A 17,425-nucleotide genomic window follows, 5' to 3' on the forward strand; every position below is an offset into this window, starting at 1 on the left:
ATGATGGTTACACTAGTAAAATTTTTAATCGGAATTAGTATAGCACTTCTAGTTAATTCAACAAATAATTATCAGTCGATTCGTGAGTCTAATAAATTGACTGAGGTATATGTTTCAAGCAATGGAATAAAAGAGTCAAAGCCAGACGCTTTTCAAATTTTGGACCATAAGTGTAACGTTTGTCATCGTAAACGCAACAAAAAACGTGTATTCACAACAGAAAATATGAATACCTGGGCTGATGATATTTACACGCAAGTCTTTGTAAAGAAACGCATGCCTAAAAGCAAAAAAATAAAGCTCACTTCTAAAGAATATCAAGATTTATTAACCTGGATATCATCCACTAGAACTTCAACCAATGGAATTTAAATTAAAATTTATCGTGTTAATACTAGGCTTAGTATTTACTGGTTTAACGGCTGGACTATGTTTTACTTGGTCTAATGCTGTAACACCAGGAATTGGACGACTTGATAACCTAAGCTTCCTTAAATCTTTCCAAGCCATGAATAGAGCAATCATTAATGGCAAATTTATGATTGTATTTTTTGGCCCGGTTCTACTACTCTTTCTTAATACTTATTTATTTAAGGGAAACAACACTAGCTTTTGGCTATTTCTGATTGCAGCAATACTATTTTTTATAGGAATAGGTTTGGTAACCATTTTTGGAAATGTGCCTTTAAACGAATTATTGGATAAATCGAATCTGGAAGCACTCTCTAAAATAGAATTGCAAGAGCTTCGAGATAAATTTGAGAAACCATGGAACCTATTGCATACTATAAGAACACTCTCATCATTTAGTGCTTTTATGCTCTTAATTATTGGAATGCTGTATTCAAAATAAGACAACTCATCAATCAAAAAACGAACAATAAATTTATAAAATAACAATCATGAAACAATTTAGAATCATAGCTGTAGGGATTATAATTTGGATAATCGGAGTATGCTTATACGCATCGTCCTACTATGTACAACTTCTCGAAAATGCAGAACAACAAGCCAATATATGGTTATCAATAGTAATAATTCCCTTGGTTTGGTTTGGGGCAAGATTATACTACGTAAAGGATAATCGTGCTCATGGGTTTAAAGTAGGATTGATATTCTTCATCATATCCGGAATTTTAGACGCACTCATCACAGTGCCCTTTACTATACTTCCCTATGGAGGAACATATTCTGATTTCTTCCTCGATTTCGGATTTTGGTTCATTGGTCTCGAGTTTATAATAACAACAACTTTGTATTGGTATCTCAAAATAAATCGTAAAAGGACTACTACTACTTATTAATAGAAAATAGGATCAAAAAGCTTCAGGTATTTGAAGGATAGATTATTAACAATCGTAAAAACGTACAATTAATTTAAAAAAATAAATCATGAAAAAAATAATCACAATCGCAGGAAGTAATAGTCAGAAATCTATCAACAAAAGTTTGTTGTTATATACTTCCAACTTATTAGAACATGTGGAAATCATTTCAATCGACCTAAACGATTATGTCCTACCAATGTATGGAGTCGATTATGAAATTGAAAATGGCATACCAACAGCCGTAAAAAAACTCAATGAATTATTGGATAACGCTGATGGATTTATAATAGCATTGGCAGAACATAACGGAACCTACACAGCAGTATTTAAAAACACCTTAGACTGGTTGTCTCGTGCTAATGTAAAAGTATGGCGAGACAAGCCCACCTTCTTAATGGCAACCTCACCTGGTGGTCGCGGTGGAGCTACTGTTTTAAAAGCAGCGGTTAGCTATTTTCCATTTTTAGGGGCTAATGTCGTTGCAGACTATTCCTTGCCTAGTTTCTTTAATAATTTCTCAGATAATGATATTTCAAACACAGAATTAAAAGAAGAGCTGACTCAAAAGGTTCAACTTTTCAAACAACACTTAATTCTCAATTCAATCCTATAATAATTATAAACTTTAAAAACAGAAAACATGAAAACAGAGAACATTTTAATTATCGGAGGGACTGGAAAAACGGGTCGCCGAGTTGCAAAAAATTTAACACAATTAGGTCACAACGTAAGAGTTGTTGGACGAAAAACAAATCCAGCATTTGATTGGGAAAATCCTGAAACTTATGACGCAGCTTTAAAAGATATGGATAGAGCCTACATTGTATACTATCCAGATTTGGCGGTTCCTGGTTCTAGAGATGCCATTACAACACTTACTAAAAAAGCATTAGAAGCTGGTTTAGAAAAAGTAGTATTACTTTCTGGTAAAGGTGAGACTGAAGCTGAAGCTTGTGAGGATATCGTAGCTAATTCAGGTTTAAATTACACCTTAGTTAGAGCCTCATGGTTTAATCAAAATTTTAGCGAAGGTGCATTCTTAGATTTTGTATTAGATGGAGTGGTTGCACTACCTATGCCGGAGGCGGAAATTCCATTTGTTGACGCCGATGATATTGCCGATGTTGTATCTAAAGTGCTAATCGATGATTCATATAATGGACAAACAATTACAGTTACTGGACCTCAAAAAAGAACCTTTAAAGAAGTCGTAGAAATTATGGCTGAAGCTTCTGATAAACACATTCAATTTATACCTATTACGATAGAGGAATTTAAAGATGGTATGCGAAAAGCAGGATTACCAGATTCTTATGTGTGGCTCTTTGGGTATTTGTTCCAAGAAGTATTAGGAAATCCAGATAACCAAGAAGTTTCAAATGATATTACCAAAGTTTTAGGTAGACCTGCAAAAGATTTTGAAACCTACGCAAAACAAACGGCTGCTACTGGGATATGGAACCATTCCATTACACAGAATTTTTAATGACATTTAACAATTTTTAAAAACATATAACATGAAAAATAAGAAAATGGCATTAGGCGTCCTTTTTGGCGCAGGAATCGGACTTTGTATTGGAATCTTGTCAAATAATATTGAAATTGGTTTGTCTTTAGGAGCTGGCGTGGGTTTAGTCTATGGAACCGCTATTGGAACTAGATTTAAAAAAGAGAATGAGAAATAAAAAATCATAATTAAACTATTGCCAACAACGTGTATAATTAATAGCGATTTGAACCTTAATCCAAGTCGCTATTCTTTTTTATTTTGTATTTTAATTTCCCAAATGTAATACAGATAAACTCGCTACTAATCATAAGCAAGACCGTACGAAATTATACCAGACATTTAAATGGCAACTACAAAATGACAAAATACTCAGGATAGCAAGGACAATGGACTTAGGAACGATTGTAATCATACTTCTACTGGCTATTGGCTCAATTCAAGGATTAATTTATGGATTCATCCTACTTAAATCGAATAAATATAATCGGTTGGCAAATAGAATATTAGCAGTAATTCTTCTTTTACTCTCTTACCGACTTTCTATTCAAATAATGCGGCTATTTGGTTTAGGATATTATGATAGTTGGTATTATATAATGATAGACATAAGTTGGGTCTATGGTGCACTTATCTACTTTTACACAAAAGCACAAACACAATCTAATTATAAGTTTTCAAGTAAAGATTGGGTGCATTTTCTTCCTTTAGTCATTCAAATATTCTGTAGTGTTTTTGTGAGACTACAGAATTTATATTGGGATGGCACAAAAGAAAGTTTGTCGTGGTTAGGCTATTATGGCTATGTGGTATGGATGAACAATTCAACCATTTACATAGTGGCAAGTATTTTAATTATTGCGTATGCCTTTAAATCTCAAAAGCTATTGAATTCAGTAGATGAAAGGTTTGAAATCGATATAACTAAATTGGCTTGGATTAAACGCATTATAAAATCATTTTTGGTCTACTTTTCCTTGGTACTTTTTGTTCTTTTAGTTGACCTAGTGATTTATAAATCCATTAACGATGGATCTTATTTTTACTTTACACGATTTTACTACTATCCATTTTTTATAGGGATTGCTGTTATAACATATTGGATAGGACTAGAAGGTTTTTCCAGACGAAACGACCCAGAGCTTACCATCAAGACTATTATTAATCCTGACGATTTAGAACGACTTAAGGATATTTCTAAAAAGCTTGAAAACGCAATGGAGAACGACAAGTTATTTAAAGACCAAGAGCTTTCTCTAAAAAGTGTTGCAGAACAACTAAATATTAAACCATACCTCATTTCAAAAAGCCTCAGTGAAATTTATAACAAAAGATTTAATGATTTTGTAAATGAATACAGAGTAAAAGAAGTGCAATCACTTTTGCAAAACTCCAATAATTCAAAATATACTTTACTCAGTTTAGCTATGGACGCAGGTTTTAATTCAAAATCTTCATTTAACCGTGCAGTTAAAAAGCAATTCGGTATTTCACCAAGCGAATTAAAGATTAAAAAGTAAGGTGTCAATTTTCATAATGACACCATTTTAACCCACTAAATAGGTTTCAATTTGCCATTTGAAACCATTTTTTATTTGCCAAAGCATAGGTTTGTCTAAAATCAAAAAAAATTATGATAAAGAAAATAGCATACTTTCTATTAATGGCATTTCCTCCTCTAATAATAAATTGTCAATCGATACAAGAGAATGTCAAAGGTTCGTTTAATACAACCTTTACCATTTCTAAGAAAACAACCCATAAAATAAATAAGAAACAGAAATATACATTTGGTTACCTAGAAGTACCGGAAAATAGACAAGACTCAAATAGCCAAACGATTAAGATTCCTGTTTATATTTTCAAAAGTCGCAGTAAAAGCCCAAAGAAAGACCCTATTATTTATACCGTTGGAGGGCCTGGGCAAACCACTATGCCAAGTGCTCAATATATGGAGTACTACAAATACTTAGATGACAGAGATTTTATACTTATAGAACAACGCGGCAACTATTACGCAAAACCGCATTTGGACTGTCCTGAATTGGCAAAAGCGACGTTTAGATCCAATCTGCCAGATTTCGATGAAACGGAATATGATGTTCTAGTTGCGAAAGCAACTAAAGATTGTAGAAATAGACTTGCTAAAAAAGGTATCGATTTTGATGGATATAATACGAATGAAATAGCAGCCGATATAAATGATTTGGTCAATATTTTAGAAATTGAAAAATACAACCTACTTACCATATCCTACAGCACCAAAATAGCTCAAGTTTTGATGCGGGATTACCCTAAAAAAATTAGAAGTATAGTAATGGATTCACCACTTCCCTTAGAGTCAAACTATGATGAAGAAAGTGTGAAAAACTTATTGGAAACAGTTGATAAATTGCTTTCTGATTGTGAGGCAAATGAAGGGTGCAATAATGCTTTTCCAAAAATAAAAACTAGGTTTTATAATTATCTAAAAGAAAAGACAGAAAAACCTCTGGAGGTCAAAATAGATAATCCAAACAATGGGAAAATTGAAACCTTTAATCTAACAGGTGCAGATTTAATAGGGGTTTTCACTATAGCTTCTACTGAGGATATCGTAAATATACCTTATGAAATAAATAAACTGCTCAGTGATGATTTAACTTCGGTAAAAGAACAACTTTCATATCTATTTCAAGAATCAAATTATGGTTCTGGATTGGGCATGCGGCTTTCTGTTTGGTGTGCAGAAGAATATCCATTTAGTTCTCAAAGCATTATTAAAACTGAAACTACAAAATACCCAGAAGTTAAGGGGTTATCTTCTGAAACTTTTGAAGAAGAGATATGTAAAATTTGGGGTGTTCAAAAAGTATCGGAAATTGAAGATTTAGCGGTCAAAAGTGATATTCCTGTTTTACTTATAAATGGCGAATATGATAATTTGACTCCACCTAAATGGGCAAATTCAATGAGTAATAACCTCGTAAATAGCTATCAATTCGTTTTTAAAGGATGGAAACATACCCCAACAACCAATTGGGGTAACCCATGTGCAATGATCTTAGCAAATGAATTTTTCAATAACCCTAAGGAAAAACCAAATTCTGACTGTTTTGAACAAATTGGAAGTCCGGAATTTAAAACAGAATAAATAACTTTTTACAACAACTTGTATAGTTTATTGCTAGCATAGGTACCTACGAAAATCTTGGCGGATTTTCTATTCGAGTCACTTCAAGAATTGTTAAAACAGGAGATGGAGGTCAGCAGAACGCTTACCACTGAGAAAATAAAAAACTTTTTTTTTAATCCATCTTGTTAGGATTATTTTATTCAATATAAACTTAATCAAAATTGAATTAACTCATACCTGCAAATACTTCTTGTGACGACGCAAATAATTTTCTTAGAAAAATTATTAATGAACTTCCAAAATTCAAATAATGAAGTGAACGATATCATATGATTGCAGAAAAAATGAAATACCCTGACAACCAAAAGACTAGCAGGGTATTGAATTTGCCAAAAAGATGGTCCGTCGGGATGACAGGATTTGAACCTGCGACCACACGGCCCCCAGCCGTGTACGCTAACCGGACTGCGCCACATCCCGTAAAAAGAAACGCAAAAATATAAATTTATTATGATTTGTGAAGGTGCAACAAGCCGAAATTACGTTGAATTAGTTGCCTATAAGAAATTCTCGTATATCCATATAAAATGCCTCTCGAGCTCCTGCCGAATCGTTCTGTGGATTAAAAAGAAAGTAACTTATAGTTTGGTTCTCACAAAAATCTTCAATGTCATCGCCTTTCCATAAATGGTAGCTCATCAAAAGGGTATTATAGTCTATAGAATAGGGTTTCTCATCAACAGCATTTAAATATAAATTCATCATAAAGATGGATTCTTTATTAATATCAAAATCACTATTGAATAAAAAGGAAGTTGCGTGGGATTGTCTTTCTTTTTTCATTAATTATGGTAATGGAGAAGGTTCGTTCCAGTTTAACATTACTTTACTTACAGCAAATTAGACCAATATATAGTAATAGCAATGCTGTTAATAGGTGAATCGACTATTTATAACGGTGAATAGACAATATTATATAGTGAATTGAAAATGTAAATTAAGTTTTATTTAACATATTGATTATCAATAGATTAAACTAGCTATTATCTATATAAGGTGAAATGACCGAAGAACTGCTGTTTTTCATTGTCATTGGTGTTCACAACATACCAGTAATCTCCTGTTGGAAGTGGATTACCCTCATAACTACCATCCCAACCTTTAACTTCGTTTAAAACGGCTACAACGCGGCCATACCTGTCGTAAACTTTAACTTCAATATCAGGAAAGAACTCACTATTCTCTGGGAACCATTCATCATTTAAATTATCGCCGTCTGGCGTAAAGAAATCTGGAAATTCTGGCATTCCATCAAAATCAAAAGGCATTACTAAATTAGCGACACACCCGTTTTGGTCACGAACCATGATATTAATGTTTGCATCTTGATTTATGGTAAAAACGTTGACATCTCCGTAAGATTCATCTTGAAAAAAGAACTCATATCCTCCAAAACCACCAGTAACCGTTGCAGTAACTTCATTAGGTCCAGTCTTCTCTGCTTCTAAAATTAGTGGCATATATTCATCAATTTCAAACTCCGTAAATGTTACACAACCGTTTTCATGATAAACATATACAATGTGTTGACCTGCTGGCAAATCACCAAATACTCTAGTATCAGTGGCTAAAGAAATATCATCAACATCTAAAGAAAAGAGAACATTAGAAAGTAGCGAGTTATCGGTAAGTTCAATTGTGGTAGTGCTATTTGGGAAAATTCCATCACAGCCATATTGAACAATTGGTTCAGCCATTAAATCAATACCAATACCGACTGGCACGATAATATTTGTTTCGCATCCGGCTGAATCTCGAACAAATATCACATAGTCTTCTCCACCAGCTAAATTATCGAAGAATAGCGCATCATTCTGAACAAAATCAGCATCGTCAGCAGAGTTAACACTTGTGAAATAAGGTGCTGTTCCTCCCATGACATTTAAAGTAATGGTACCATCATCATCACCTAGACAAGTTTCTGGAGTTGAATCGGCTAAGCCAGCAACTAATTCCATTGGCTGCTCAATAACCACAGTTCTCGTAATAGTACAACCAAGCTCATCTTGGACGATAATATCATATTGTCGTGGAGCTAAATCAGTAAAGGTTTTTCTATTAGGATTTGCGGGATCATCACCTTCAAAAAACTCACTTAAGGTATCAGAAATTGAATATCTAATTACTCCTGTTCCACCGCTTGCTTCTAAGATTATTTGTCCATTAGTTTCTCCAAAACAGGAAGCATTCATAACTTCAAAATACTCTAATACTAATGGTGGTTTAGGCTCAATAACTATTGGAGGTGAAATGGCCTCACAGCCTCCACTTGTTGCGAAAACATAATAAGTACCAGGTGCTAAATCTCTAAATATACCAGAGCTTTGTGCAGCACGAATGGTATTACTAGGGTTTGGATACGGAGGCACGTTGGTACTAAGCAACATATAAGAGTAGTTACCAATTCCGCCAAATGCTTCTGAACGAATAATACCAGTTGCTTCTCCAGCACAATTAATTGTTGCGTTTGTTAAATCTAAAGAAATAACTAATGGAGCTGCGGGATCAAGCGAGATTTGATTTGATAATTCAAAAGGACAACCATTAGAGTTTTGAACATCATATTGAAAAGGTCCAGGATCTATGGTAATATCTTCTGCAATTTCAATACTGGTTAAACCCGTACCAAAAGGAACAAAAGGGTCTGTAGTGCCTGATCGACGGTAATAATAATCAACGCCTAATTCCGGATTTGTTACGGTTAATAACATTCTACCCAAATCGCCGCAACCTGGCGGCTGAAGTTCAACTAATTCAGCGATAACAATCTCAGGGTCTTGAACATTAATTGGTATTGTTGTAAAACTACAATTCCAACCGTCAAAAACTGTTATTGTATAATCACCTGCTGCTAAATTTGCAAAAGTTGGATTCGTCTGTAAACCACTAGTTGTTCCATCTGTTAATCTGTTCAATTGATACAGATAATTACCAGCTCCTTGACCGCCAGAAATATTGTAAGCTTCTATACTACCGTCATTGTCGTTATTACATCTTAAAGGACTTACGACTTGAATATCAGCGTATATCGCTGTTGGCAATGCTAAATCTATTGTAGTTGTGGTCTCACAACCATTACTGTCTCTTATGGTAACTGTATAGAGGCCTTCTTCTAAATCAGAAAAAATTGGATTGTTGTTAGGAAAATCAACTAGCATACTTCCATCTGGAGCTTCTAATCGATATTCATAAGCCCCCCAACCACCATCGCCTGAAACAGTAATCTCGCCTTGACCAGGTACGTTACAAGTAACTTCGGCAGTTTGACTCGTTGTTACCGTTAACGCCCTATCTGGGGAGCGCACTGTAACTAAATTACTCACCACATCACAAAAAGGGCTATCTAATGCTTCTATTCGAACTACCATATTACCTGCAGGTAGACCATTTATAATTTCTGGTGAGTTTATAGGTGCATTGGTATCAAAAGAACCTGTAACACCAGTAGTAGTTTGAACACCACTATTGTCACGAGAGAAAACTTCGTAATTATAGTTGCCACTATAATTTGCTATTTCAACACTAATTTGTCCATCATTGCCATTGAAACAACTTACTGGTCTTACCTCAGCAATAGTTGCTTGAATATTATTATACTCTGGCATATTTATCACGCTTGTCAAATAACTACATCCTCCTCCTGATAAATCTGTAACAGCAAAAATATAATCACCGGGTGTTGAAATTGGCCAAACAACCCTATCAGTACCGCCTGAATTTAGTGCTGGCTCTGAACCTAGTGGAAGTATTTCGACTTCATAGTTGCCGACTCCTTGATTAATGACAATTTCAATTGCGCCAGGAGCTACACCAGACCCGGAAACATCACACGTAATTGGATTAACATTATAACTAAAAGTCAAATCAGTTGGCGCATTAATATTTACAGTTGTAGCAACCTCACATCCGCTTTGATCTCTTGCAGTTATCACAATACTTTGGTTGCTACCATTATCAATAACTTCAAAAACACTGCTCGTTTGAAAATTAGTACCGTCAAATGCTGCTGTTCCATCATTCATGCTATAGGTGTACGGACCAGTACCGGTTAAAACACCAGAACCATCACCATTTGAATCAACAAAAGCTGTAATTGTTGCTGTACTAAATTGATTACTTGAAGGGTTACAAGTAAACTCCGTATTTGAAGTATTAATCTGAAGTGCAGTTGGTTCGCTAATAATAATATCTGTCGAACGGTCAGTACAACTCCTATTTGATTCAACTCCAACTTGATAAGTACCAGGACCTAAGTTGTCAAAAACTGATGAACCTTGTGGACCTGCAATTATTGTTGTTGTACTGCCATCATAAAGGGTATAACTCAACGGTGTATCGGTATCTGTACCCGGTTGAAGTTCAACCGAAATTGATGCGTCACTGGCTCCAAAACAACTAATTGAGGTATTGGGTGTTGCTGTAATAACTGGAGTATCTACAGTTGTCACATTTACAACAGCATTATCTGTGCATAAGGGCACAGTATTAGAACTTAAATCTGTAACTAAAATATTATAATCTCCTGGAACAATACCTGTGAATACATTCGAACTTTGAGGTGCTCCAATAGCCAATAATGTGATATCATCTCGTAATTGATATTCAAAATTTCCACTTCCTCCACTTGTGTTTACAGTAATGATTCCATCTCCAGCGTTACAAGTTGGGACTGACGTAGCATCAGCAGTTATTGAGAAAAAGTCAAAAACATCGGCACCTATTGTTACTGTACAACCATTACCATCTCTTATAGTAATCACATAGCTCCCAGGGTTTGGAACCAAAAAATTAGGACTGTCTTGAAAACCACCTCCAATATCATACTGAAAAGTAGTTTCTGGTCCACTGGCTGGCACAGTTAAAGGTGCTGTAACATCAATTTGATAACCACTTGTTGCTGTACATTGGTTAATTACATTAATTGATGGTGCAGGTATCCCTGCTGTTTCCGTGACGGTCTCAGTAACTAAGTTTGTACATCCATTAGCATCTTGAATATAGAAATCATAGTCAGCTGGATAAGGTCCAGCAATTTCAAAAGTAGTTTCCGAAACAAAATTAGATGGAACTGGGTCACCATTCGGCACAAAAGCAAAACCATATGGTGCGGTACCACCTTGTCCATTTACCGTAATCAAAGCACCTGCATTACAAGTAGCAGGCATATTATTTATAATTAAAATATTTGGTAAATCTTGGGTAATAAGTACTAAATCACTTGCACTACATTGTGTGTTTAAATCATTAACAATAATTTGATAATTGGCAGGTGGAAGATTGGTAAAAGAACCATTATATGGGATTGGCTCATTATTAAATGTTGAAGGTCCGGAAACAGTAACACCTGTATCTGTATTTTGTAATTCTATAGTAAAATCAGCAGGGCTTGGAGCAATACCGGTAATTTCAAAGAAAATATCGCCAGTACCCGCCGGTGAGCAGGATGCTGAAGAACTAGTTGTATTTACATTAATTGGGCTTGGGGGAATAATAGGATCTATTTGTTCTATGTACGTACAACCATTTGCATCTCTAACTTCAACAAAGTAGGTTACACCAAACGTTACTACTGCAGAAAAATCATGAATATCAATACTATTTACATTTGCCAACACAAATGTAGGATCTCCAACTAATCTAAATTCATAAGGAGCGAGCCCCCCTGAAGCCTGTACGCGATAAGAAATAAAAGGGTCAGAACAATTTAAAGGAGGTGTATCTAAAGGAGTTAAATCTAATTGATTCTGCTCTATACTAACTATATCTCTATCCTCACAACCTGAGGCATCAGTAGTTATCACTGTATAATCACCTATAGGAAGATTTGGAAAATTTTCCGAAGTACTTACTGTTGCCAATGAAGAACCAACTAGGGTATTACTATTGTCGTAAACTTCATAATCATAAGGGGCAACACCATTCAAAATACTTACATCTATATACCCTTCAGTAGTTGCAGGTGGAAATGCACAAACTGCGTCAGTTACAACCACATTTGCATCTAATGCAACACTAACAGCTATTGTTGCGGAAATTGCGGGGCTAACACATCCTCTGCTATCTCTAATGTATAAATTACTATAGGTACCTGCTGCATAGCCCGAGAATAGATTTTGATTACTGAAAGTTGTACCACCATCATTACTATACTGGTATGGTGGAACACCCTGAGTTGTATCTGGTATTAGTTCTATTATTCCATTATCAAAGCCACAGGTTGTATCAATAACATTAGTGCTGCCCGCGATGGTTTCTTGTGGAGTCAAAATCACCTCATTTGAAGTATTTTCACAACCCTGACTGTCTCTTACGACAAACCGAAATGTAGTATCTGCAATAATAGATCCATTATTCGGGATAGTATGAACGAAAGTATTACCAGTAAAGGCAATATTTGAAGAGGTCAAAACCCCGTCAACATAAACATCATAATCCACATAATTACTACCTGAAGGGTAACCGTTGGAAACCGTTACTTCAATCTCAGCATCAGGTCCTGAACATTCTAATTCTCGTATTATGCTTGCATTTGCTGTAATTTGTGGTTGAATGGTTATAGCTAAATCATCTCTACAATCATTAGCATCTACCACCTCAATAGTATAGTTACCTGGGTTTAATCCGGAAAACGTAGCGCTGCTTTGAAGTGCTCCACCATTTATTCTATATTCATATGGCGCAAGTCCGCCAGTGGTACTCATAACTAGGGAAGCAGCGTCGAATGCATCATAGCAAAAGTCCGACGCTGCAACATCCACAGTCAAAGTAGGCGTGCTCAAGGCACTTAGAGTAAATGTATCAGTAACCGTACATCCGTTGGTGTCTGTAACACTTACTTGATAAGTACCCGTTTGTGATAAATTTGAAAATGTATTTCCGTTTTTTGGTCCTCTGGTTGAACTATCTGGTTGTGTTAGCGTATATCTATTTCCACCCCATCCACCAGAAGTATTGACAATAACACTTCCAATATTTCCATTTTGGCAATTCATAACCTCAACATCAAGGTTATCAATAACTAAAGCAGCTGAAGGCCCTTCTATAGTCAATGTTGCTGTTGAAGTACAGTTCGTATCTTCATCTGTTACATCAATACTATAATTACCAGCAGCTAAAGAAGTTAAATCAATAGTACTATTTGTCTGACCGGTGAATACTGTTCCACCATCAATGCTATAGCTATAAGTGACATTAAATCCATCAATTAAAAAACGCCCTTCTCCATCACTATCGCCAAAACAGGTAATAGGACTAATTTGTTGAGATTGTGCTTCAATGGAGCTGATATCTGTAATTGCATAGTTTTCATCATAAAAACAGCCCGCTGAATCCGTTACTCTAAAAGTATATGTACCTAACCCTAGACCTGTAAAAGTAGAATTTGCACCATTATCAATAACACTTGCACTAGGTGCAATAATTTCGTAGTTAAAGGGGCCAACCCCATCAGTCACTGTAAGAGTTATAGAAGCAGTTGTTGAAATACAGTCTAAACTAGAAATAGCAAAATCTAGATCAGTTGGTTTATCTAAAGTATCAAATACAATATCCGGTAAAGCTTCAACACAGCCATTGGCATCGCGAACTAATGGTGTGTAGGTCCCTACTCCTAAATTAGAAAAAACCGCCCCGGTACTGAAGCCAGCTCCAATACTATATTCATATGGTCCTGTTCCACCAGATACACCTGAAATTGTAATCTGCCCACCTGTTTCATTAGAACATGAAGGTGTTGAGTCTGGGTTAGCACTTGCTAAAATAGTTGAAGGTGTGCCTATAGAGGTGGTTAATGCACCAGTATTACAAGTAAAAGAATCTTGTGTATATCGCAGCATGATATCGTAAGATCCAGGAGCAAGATTTGAGAAAACATTACTTACTTGATACGTTGTTCCATTATCAATACTATACTCAATATTATAACCAAACCCATTGGTAAGATTAACCACTATTTGACCGTTGTTGGCACCTCCACAGTTAGCATCAAAAGGAGTTACCGTAAATGTGGGAGGTGGAATATCTGCTACATCAACCGAAGCAGTTCTTTGGCAGCCATTAGCATCTTCAATCAATAAGTTATAAGTGCCTGAAGAAGTCACAGAGAACATAGTTGAACTTGTATAGTTAGCACTAAAATTAGTGCCCCCATCTAAACTATAACGGTAAGGAGCTGTTCCACCCGTTGTATTCACTGTAAGATCAACTGAAGTTGCTCCACAACCAAAACTATCAGAAGTAGTTGCTGAGACATCTAAAGGACTAATTCCTGTTCCAATTTCAATTAAATTGCCGCTAATATCTGTTGTGACGGTTTGATCACAGTCGTTTGTTTCAACACGAATGGTGTATATTCCTGAACCTACATTAGCAAAAGTATAAGTGTCTGCTCCGTCTGGGCCAAATGTATCTACTGTTACACCATTTTTGATTAAGCGGTAGGTATAAAAACCAGGAACACCAGTAACTTGGACATCAATACTACCCTGTTCGCCACTGCATTGAATATCATTTTTGGTAACTTCAACCGTCATATCTAAACTCTGTACGGTCACCGTGTTTGATGGAAATAGACAAGAACTAGAACCAGAACCTACTAAACGTACCCATACTAAATAATCGTCGGCCACTGTAACATCAAAAAATGGATCGGTCTGATAAGGTCCCGCTGAACTATTCAGACTATACTCATAACCATTAGGAACATTTGTTATTTCAACTCTTCCTGGATTCCCACATACAATATCTTCGAAAATTAACTGCGGATCTAGAGGGTTTTGAGTCGCCTTTAGATAATAGTAAGGTCCTGAATCAACTCGAACGCGATACTCGCCCGGTGCATCTAAATCATATGTGGCAGCGCTACCGACTGGATCCCAACAAGTATCTGCCGCACTAAAAGTTGGGCAATCGTCGATAACACTAGGTGCGCAAGTACTTGCATCTAATTTTTCCCATTCATACGAACTTCCTGTTTGGCTAAGTGACAAAGTGCGAATATCACTAGTACCACAAAGAAAAAATTTGGCTAAGGTACTCGCATCATTGGGACAAATAACTTCTTCATTTGCACCTTGAATAATTGTGGTAAACAAGGGAGCAAAAGTCGTTAAGGAGCTTTCTGTAACATCTTTATTATCATTTTTAATTATTACACGAGGTAAAGTAGTCTCGATAGAATTAGGCATACCAGACTTTGTATCAAATAAAAGGTCATTTGATTTTATTACTGCCGAATAAACTACAACTGATGATAACACCAATAGCAGGACGTACAGATGACGTCTTGTTTTTTTGCGGGGCATAGGTTAAGCTCGGTATTTTAGTATATCGGGATTTGGGAGCCAAATACACTAATTAGTAATTATCTATACTTATAAATTCTTTTTAATTTTAACATCCATTGAACGACATAAAAACGTCATTGGACTAACTTTATATACATTCTAACGATAAAATTATGAAAAACCGTTCATTGTATACCTATTTTTTCGTTGTACTGCTCTTTGAAGCTTGTGGCCAAACCACTGACAAGGGTATAAATTTACCCGTAACTAATTCATTTACAGAAGTATTAGTGGTTGACAACCTTCAAAATCCATGGGGAATGGCTTTTTTACCTGATGGATCAATTTTAACATCTGAAAAAGCCGGAAAACTCATTTTATACAAGAACGGTCAAGAAACCGAAATCAATAATTTACCTGATATCTATGTCCGAGGTCAAGGTGGGTTTATGGATGTTAAACTCCATCCAAATTATAAAAAAAATGGCTGGATTTATTTCTCATATTCTTCAAGTGAAGGAGAAAATAGCGGAGGAAATACAGCTATTATGAGAGCAAAATTAGACGGTAATCAACTTACTGATAAACAATTGTTATACAAAGGCACCCCAAACACTAAAATAGGTCAACACTGGGGTTCAAGAATTGAGTTTGATAATGAAGGTTATTTATATTTCTCTATAGGAGATCGTGGAAATCGCGATGAAAACCCACAAGACATAAAGCGAGATGGTGGTAAAATATATAGACTGCATGATGATGGACGTGTACCAAATGATAATCCCTTTGTTAATAAAAGTGGTGCAAAAAAAGCAATTTACAGCTACGGACATCGTAATCCTCAAGGATTAATTAAGAACCCATACACCGGTGAAATTTGGAATCATGAACATGGTCCAAGAGGTGGTGATGAAATCAATATTGTTAAAAAAGGAATGAACTATGGGTGGCCTGTTATTACATATGGTATAAACTATGTTGGCACTAAAATTACCGATGAGACAACTAGACCCAACATGGAACAACCGATATATTATTGGGTGCCTTCTATTGCCCCATCGGGTTTTACTTTTGTTACTTCAGATAAATATCCGGAATGGAAAGGAAATCTTTTGGTGGGCTCTTTAGCGTTTCAATATTTAGAACGCTTAGAATTAAAGAATAACAAAGTAGTCTATCGTGAAAAACTACTGGACGGTATTGGTCGGGTTAGAAATGTTCGTCAAGCTCCTGACGGCTTCATTTATGTTGCCGTTGAAGGAAAAGGAATTTTTCGGTTGGATCCTAAATAAGTTTCTACTTAGGACTATTTAAAATTAATTTTTTAAATTTTTAATTGCCGCCCTAACCGAGCCATACTTTTTCAAAGCTGATTCAGCATCTTTATATTCTATATTTAAAGCCTCGACAAGGTAGCGTGTTCCTCGATCAACCAATTTAGTATTGGTTAATTGCATATCAACCATTTTATTTCCTTTTACTCTACCTACCCTAATCATAAAGGCCGTAGAAATCATATTTAAAGCGAGTTTCTGACTCGTACCGCTTTTCATTCTTGTACTACCGGTTACAAATTCAGGTCCAACATTTAGTGCAATTGGAATATCAGATTCTTCCGCCAAAGGTGAACCTGGGTTATTGGTAATACCTGCTGTTAGTATTCCGTTACCTTTTGCATCTTTGATACCGCCCAAAACATAAGGAGTGGTACCTGAAGCGGCAATACCTACCAAAACATCATTTGCATTAATATTAAATTCCTCTAAATCTTTCCAAGCTTGTAAGGTATTATCCTCAGCAAATTCAACTGCTTTTCTAATCGCCGTATCGCCACCAGCAATAATACCGATAACACGGTCATGGGGCATACCGAAAGTAGGTGGAATCTCAGAAGCATCTAAAATACCTAGCCGTCCACTAGTACCTGCACCAATATAAAATAAGCGCCCTCCTTTATCAAAACGTTTTACCAAGGCCTCAACTAACTTTTCAATTTCAGGAATAACATTGGTTAATGCGTGTGCTACCTTTATATCTTCTTGATTCATTTTTCTTAATAAATCAAGTGTAGACAACTGCTCTAAATTATCGTGTAAAGACGATTGCTCGGTAATTTTAGTGTAATTCATAG

12 protein-coding genes and 1 tRNA gene are annotated in these 17,425 nt (G+C 35.7%); 9 read left to right on the forward strand and 4 right to left on the reverse strand.

The genetic code is table 11. The annotated features are described in order from the left end of the window. The 8 genes from RM520_RS13735 (at position 1) to RM520_RS13770 (ending at position 5,968) form a co-directional block, all read left to right on the forward strand. Positions 1-372: a hypothetical protein gene (locus tag RM520_RS13735; protein WP_311388383.1), complete on the forward strand. Its 372-nt coding sequence runs from the start codon at positions 1-3 to the stop codon at positions 370-372. After that, on the forward strand, positions 362-853 hold the full coding sequence (locus RM520_RS13740) for an anthrone oxygenase family protein (protein WP_311388384.1): 492 nt from the start codon (positions 362-364) through the stop codon (positions 851-853). Before RM520_RS13735 ends, RM520_RS13740 begins: the two co-directional genes overlap by 11 nt. 49 nt (positions 854-902) lie before the next feature. After that, the gene (locus tag RM520_RS13745; RefSeq protein WP_311386126.1) at positions 903-1,304 is read left to right on the forward strand and encodes a DUF5367 family protein; all 402 of its coding nucleotides are present in this window, start codon (positions 903-905) and stop codon (positions 1,302-1,304) included. 88 nt (positions 1,305-1,392) lie between these two features. Further along, positions 1,393-1,941: an NADPH-dependent FMN reductase gene (locus RM520_RS13750; protein ID WP_311388385.1), complete on the forward strand. Its 549-nt coding sequence runs from the start codon at positions 1,393-1,395 to the stop codon at positions 1,939-1,941. Positions 1,942-1,968: 27 nt separating this feature from the next. Next, on the forward strand, positions 1,969-2,814 hold the full coding sequence (locus RM520_RS13755; protein ID WP_311388386.1) for an NmrA family NAD(P)-binding protein: 846 nt from the start codon (positions 1,969-1,971) through the stop codon (positions 2,812-2,814). 31 nt (positions 2,815-2,845) lie between these two features. Further along, the gene (locus RM520_RS13760; protein ID WP_311386129.1) at positions 2,846-3,013 is read left to right on the forward strand and encodes a hypothetical protein; all 168 of its coding nucleotides are present in this window, start codon (positions 2,846-2,848) and stop codon (positions 3,011-3,013) included. A 211-nt stretch (positions 3,014-3,224) separates the two neighbouring features. Further along, positions 3,225-4,355: a helix-turn-helix domain-containing protein gene (locus RM520_RS13765; protein WP_311386130.1), complete on the forward strand. Its 1,131-nt coding sequence runs from the start codon at positions 3,225-3,227 to the stop codon at positions 4,353-4,355. Positions 4,356-4,468: 113 nt separating this feature from the next. Beyond that, entirely contained in the window at positions 4,469-5,968 is a 1,500-nt protein-coding gene (locus RM520_RS13770; protein ID WP_311388387.1) for an alpha/beta fold hydrolase, read from the forward strand. A gap of 387 nt (positions 5,969-6,355) precedes the next feature. Here RM520_RS13770 and RM520_RS13775 read toward each other — a convergent pair. From RM520_RS13775 to RM520_RS13785, 3 genes are all read right to left on the reverse strand, one after another. Further along, a tRNA-Pro gene (locus tag RM520_RS13775) sits at positions 6,356-6,430 on the reverse strand. Positions 6,431-6,499: 69 nt separating this feature from the next. Then, positions 6,500-6,793, reverse strand: a complete 294-nt coding sequence (locus RM520_RS13780) for a hypothetical protein (RefSeq protein ID WP_311388388.1) — start codon at positions 6,791-6,793, stop codon at positions 6,500-6,502. A 200-nt stretch (positions 6,794-6,993) separates the two neighbouring features. Continuing rightward, a complete protein-coding gene (locus RM520_RS13785; RefSeq protein ID WP_311388389.1) occupies positions 6,994-15,312 on the reverse strand; it encodes a T9SS type B sorting domain-containing protein in 8,319 nt (2,772 codons plus the stop codon). 155 nt (positions 15,313-15,467) lie between these two features. Between RM520_RS13785 and RM520_RS13790 the strand changes: the two genes are divergently transcribed. Continuing rightward, the gene (locus tag RM520_RS13790; protein WP_311388390.1) at positions 15,468-16,586 is read left to right on the forward strand and encodes a PQQ-dependent sugar dehydrogenase; all 1,119 of its coding nucleotides are present in this window, start codon (positions 15,468-15,470) and stop codon (positions 16,584-16,586) included. Positions 16,587-16,610: 24 nt separating this feature from the next. Here RM520_RS13790 and murQ read toward each other — a convergent pair whose 3' ends face one another. Continuing rightward, positions 16,611-17,423, reverse strand: coding sequence for an N-acetylmuramic acid 6-phosphate etherase (gene murQ, locus RM520_RS13795; RefSeq protein ID WP_311388391.1), 813 nt, complete (start codon positions 17,421-17,423; stop codon positions 16,611-16,613). Between the last annotated feature and the right edge of the window lie 2 nt (positions 17,424-17,425).

Origin of the sequence: Croceitalea vernalis, from assembly GCF_031846405.1 — a bacterium.
Lineage (GTDB): Bacteria > Bacteroidota > Bacteroidia > Flavobacteriales > Flavobacteriaceae > Croceitalea > Croceitalea vernalis.

Bases quoted from the DNA above. Each gene is read 5' to 3' on its own strand.
- RM520_RS13735 (WP_311388383.1), top strand. From the start codon at position 1: ATGATGGTTACACTAGTAAAATTTTTAATCGGAATTAGTATAGCACTT.
- RM520_RS13740 (WP_311388384.1), top strand. From the start codon at position 362: ATGGAATTTAAATTAAAATTTATCGTGTTAATACTAGGCTTAGTATTT.
- RM520_RS13745 (WP_311386126.1), top strand. From the start codon at position 903: ATGAAACAATTTAGAATCATAGCTGTAGGGATTATAATTTGGATAATC.
- RM520_RS13750 (WP_311388385.1), top strand. From the start codon at position 1,393: ATGAAAAAAATAATCACAATCGCAGGAAGTAATAGTCAGAAATCTATC.
- RM520_RS13755 (WP_311388386.1), top strand. From the start codon at position 1,969: ATGAAAACAGAGAACATTTTAATTATCGGAGGGACTGGAAAAACGGGT.
- RM520_RS13760 (WP_311386129.1), top strand. From the start codon at position 2,846: ATGAAAAATAAGAAAATGGCATTAGGCGTCCTTTTTGGCGCAGGAATC.
- RM520_RS13765 (WP_311386130.1), top strand. From the start codon at position 3,225: ATGGACTTAGGAACGATTGTAATCATACTTCTACTGGCTATTGGCTCA.
- RM520_RS13770 (WP_311388387.1), top strand. From the start codon at position 4,469: ATGATAAAGAAAATAGCATACTTTCTATTAATGGCATTTCCTCCTCTA.
- RM520_RS13780 (WP_311388388.1), bottom strand. From the start codon at position 6,793: ATGAAAAAAGAAAGACAATCCCACGCAACTTCCTTTTTATTCAATAGT.
- RM520_RS13785 (WP_311388389.1), bottom strand. From the start codon at position 15,312: ATGCCCCGCAAAAAAACAAGACGTCATCTGTACGTCCTGCTATTGGTG.
- RM520_RS13790 (WP_311388390.1), top strand. From the start codon at position 15,468: ATGAAAAACCGTTCATTGTATACCTATTTTTTCGTTGTACTGCTCTTT.
- murQ (WP_311388391.1), bottom strand. From the start codon at position 17,423: ATGAATTACACTAAAATTACCGAGCAATCGTCTTTACACGATAATTTA.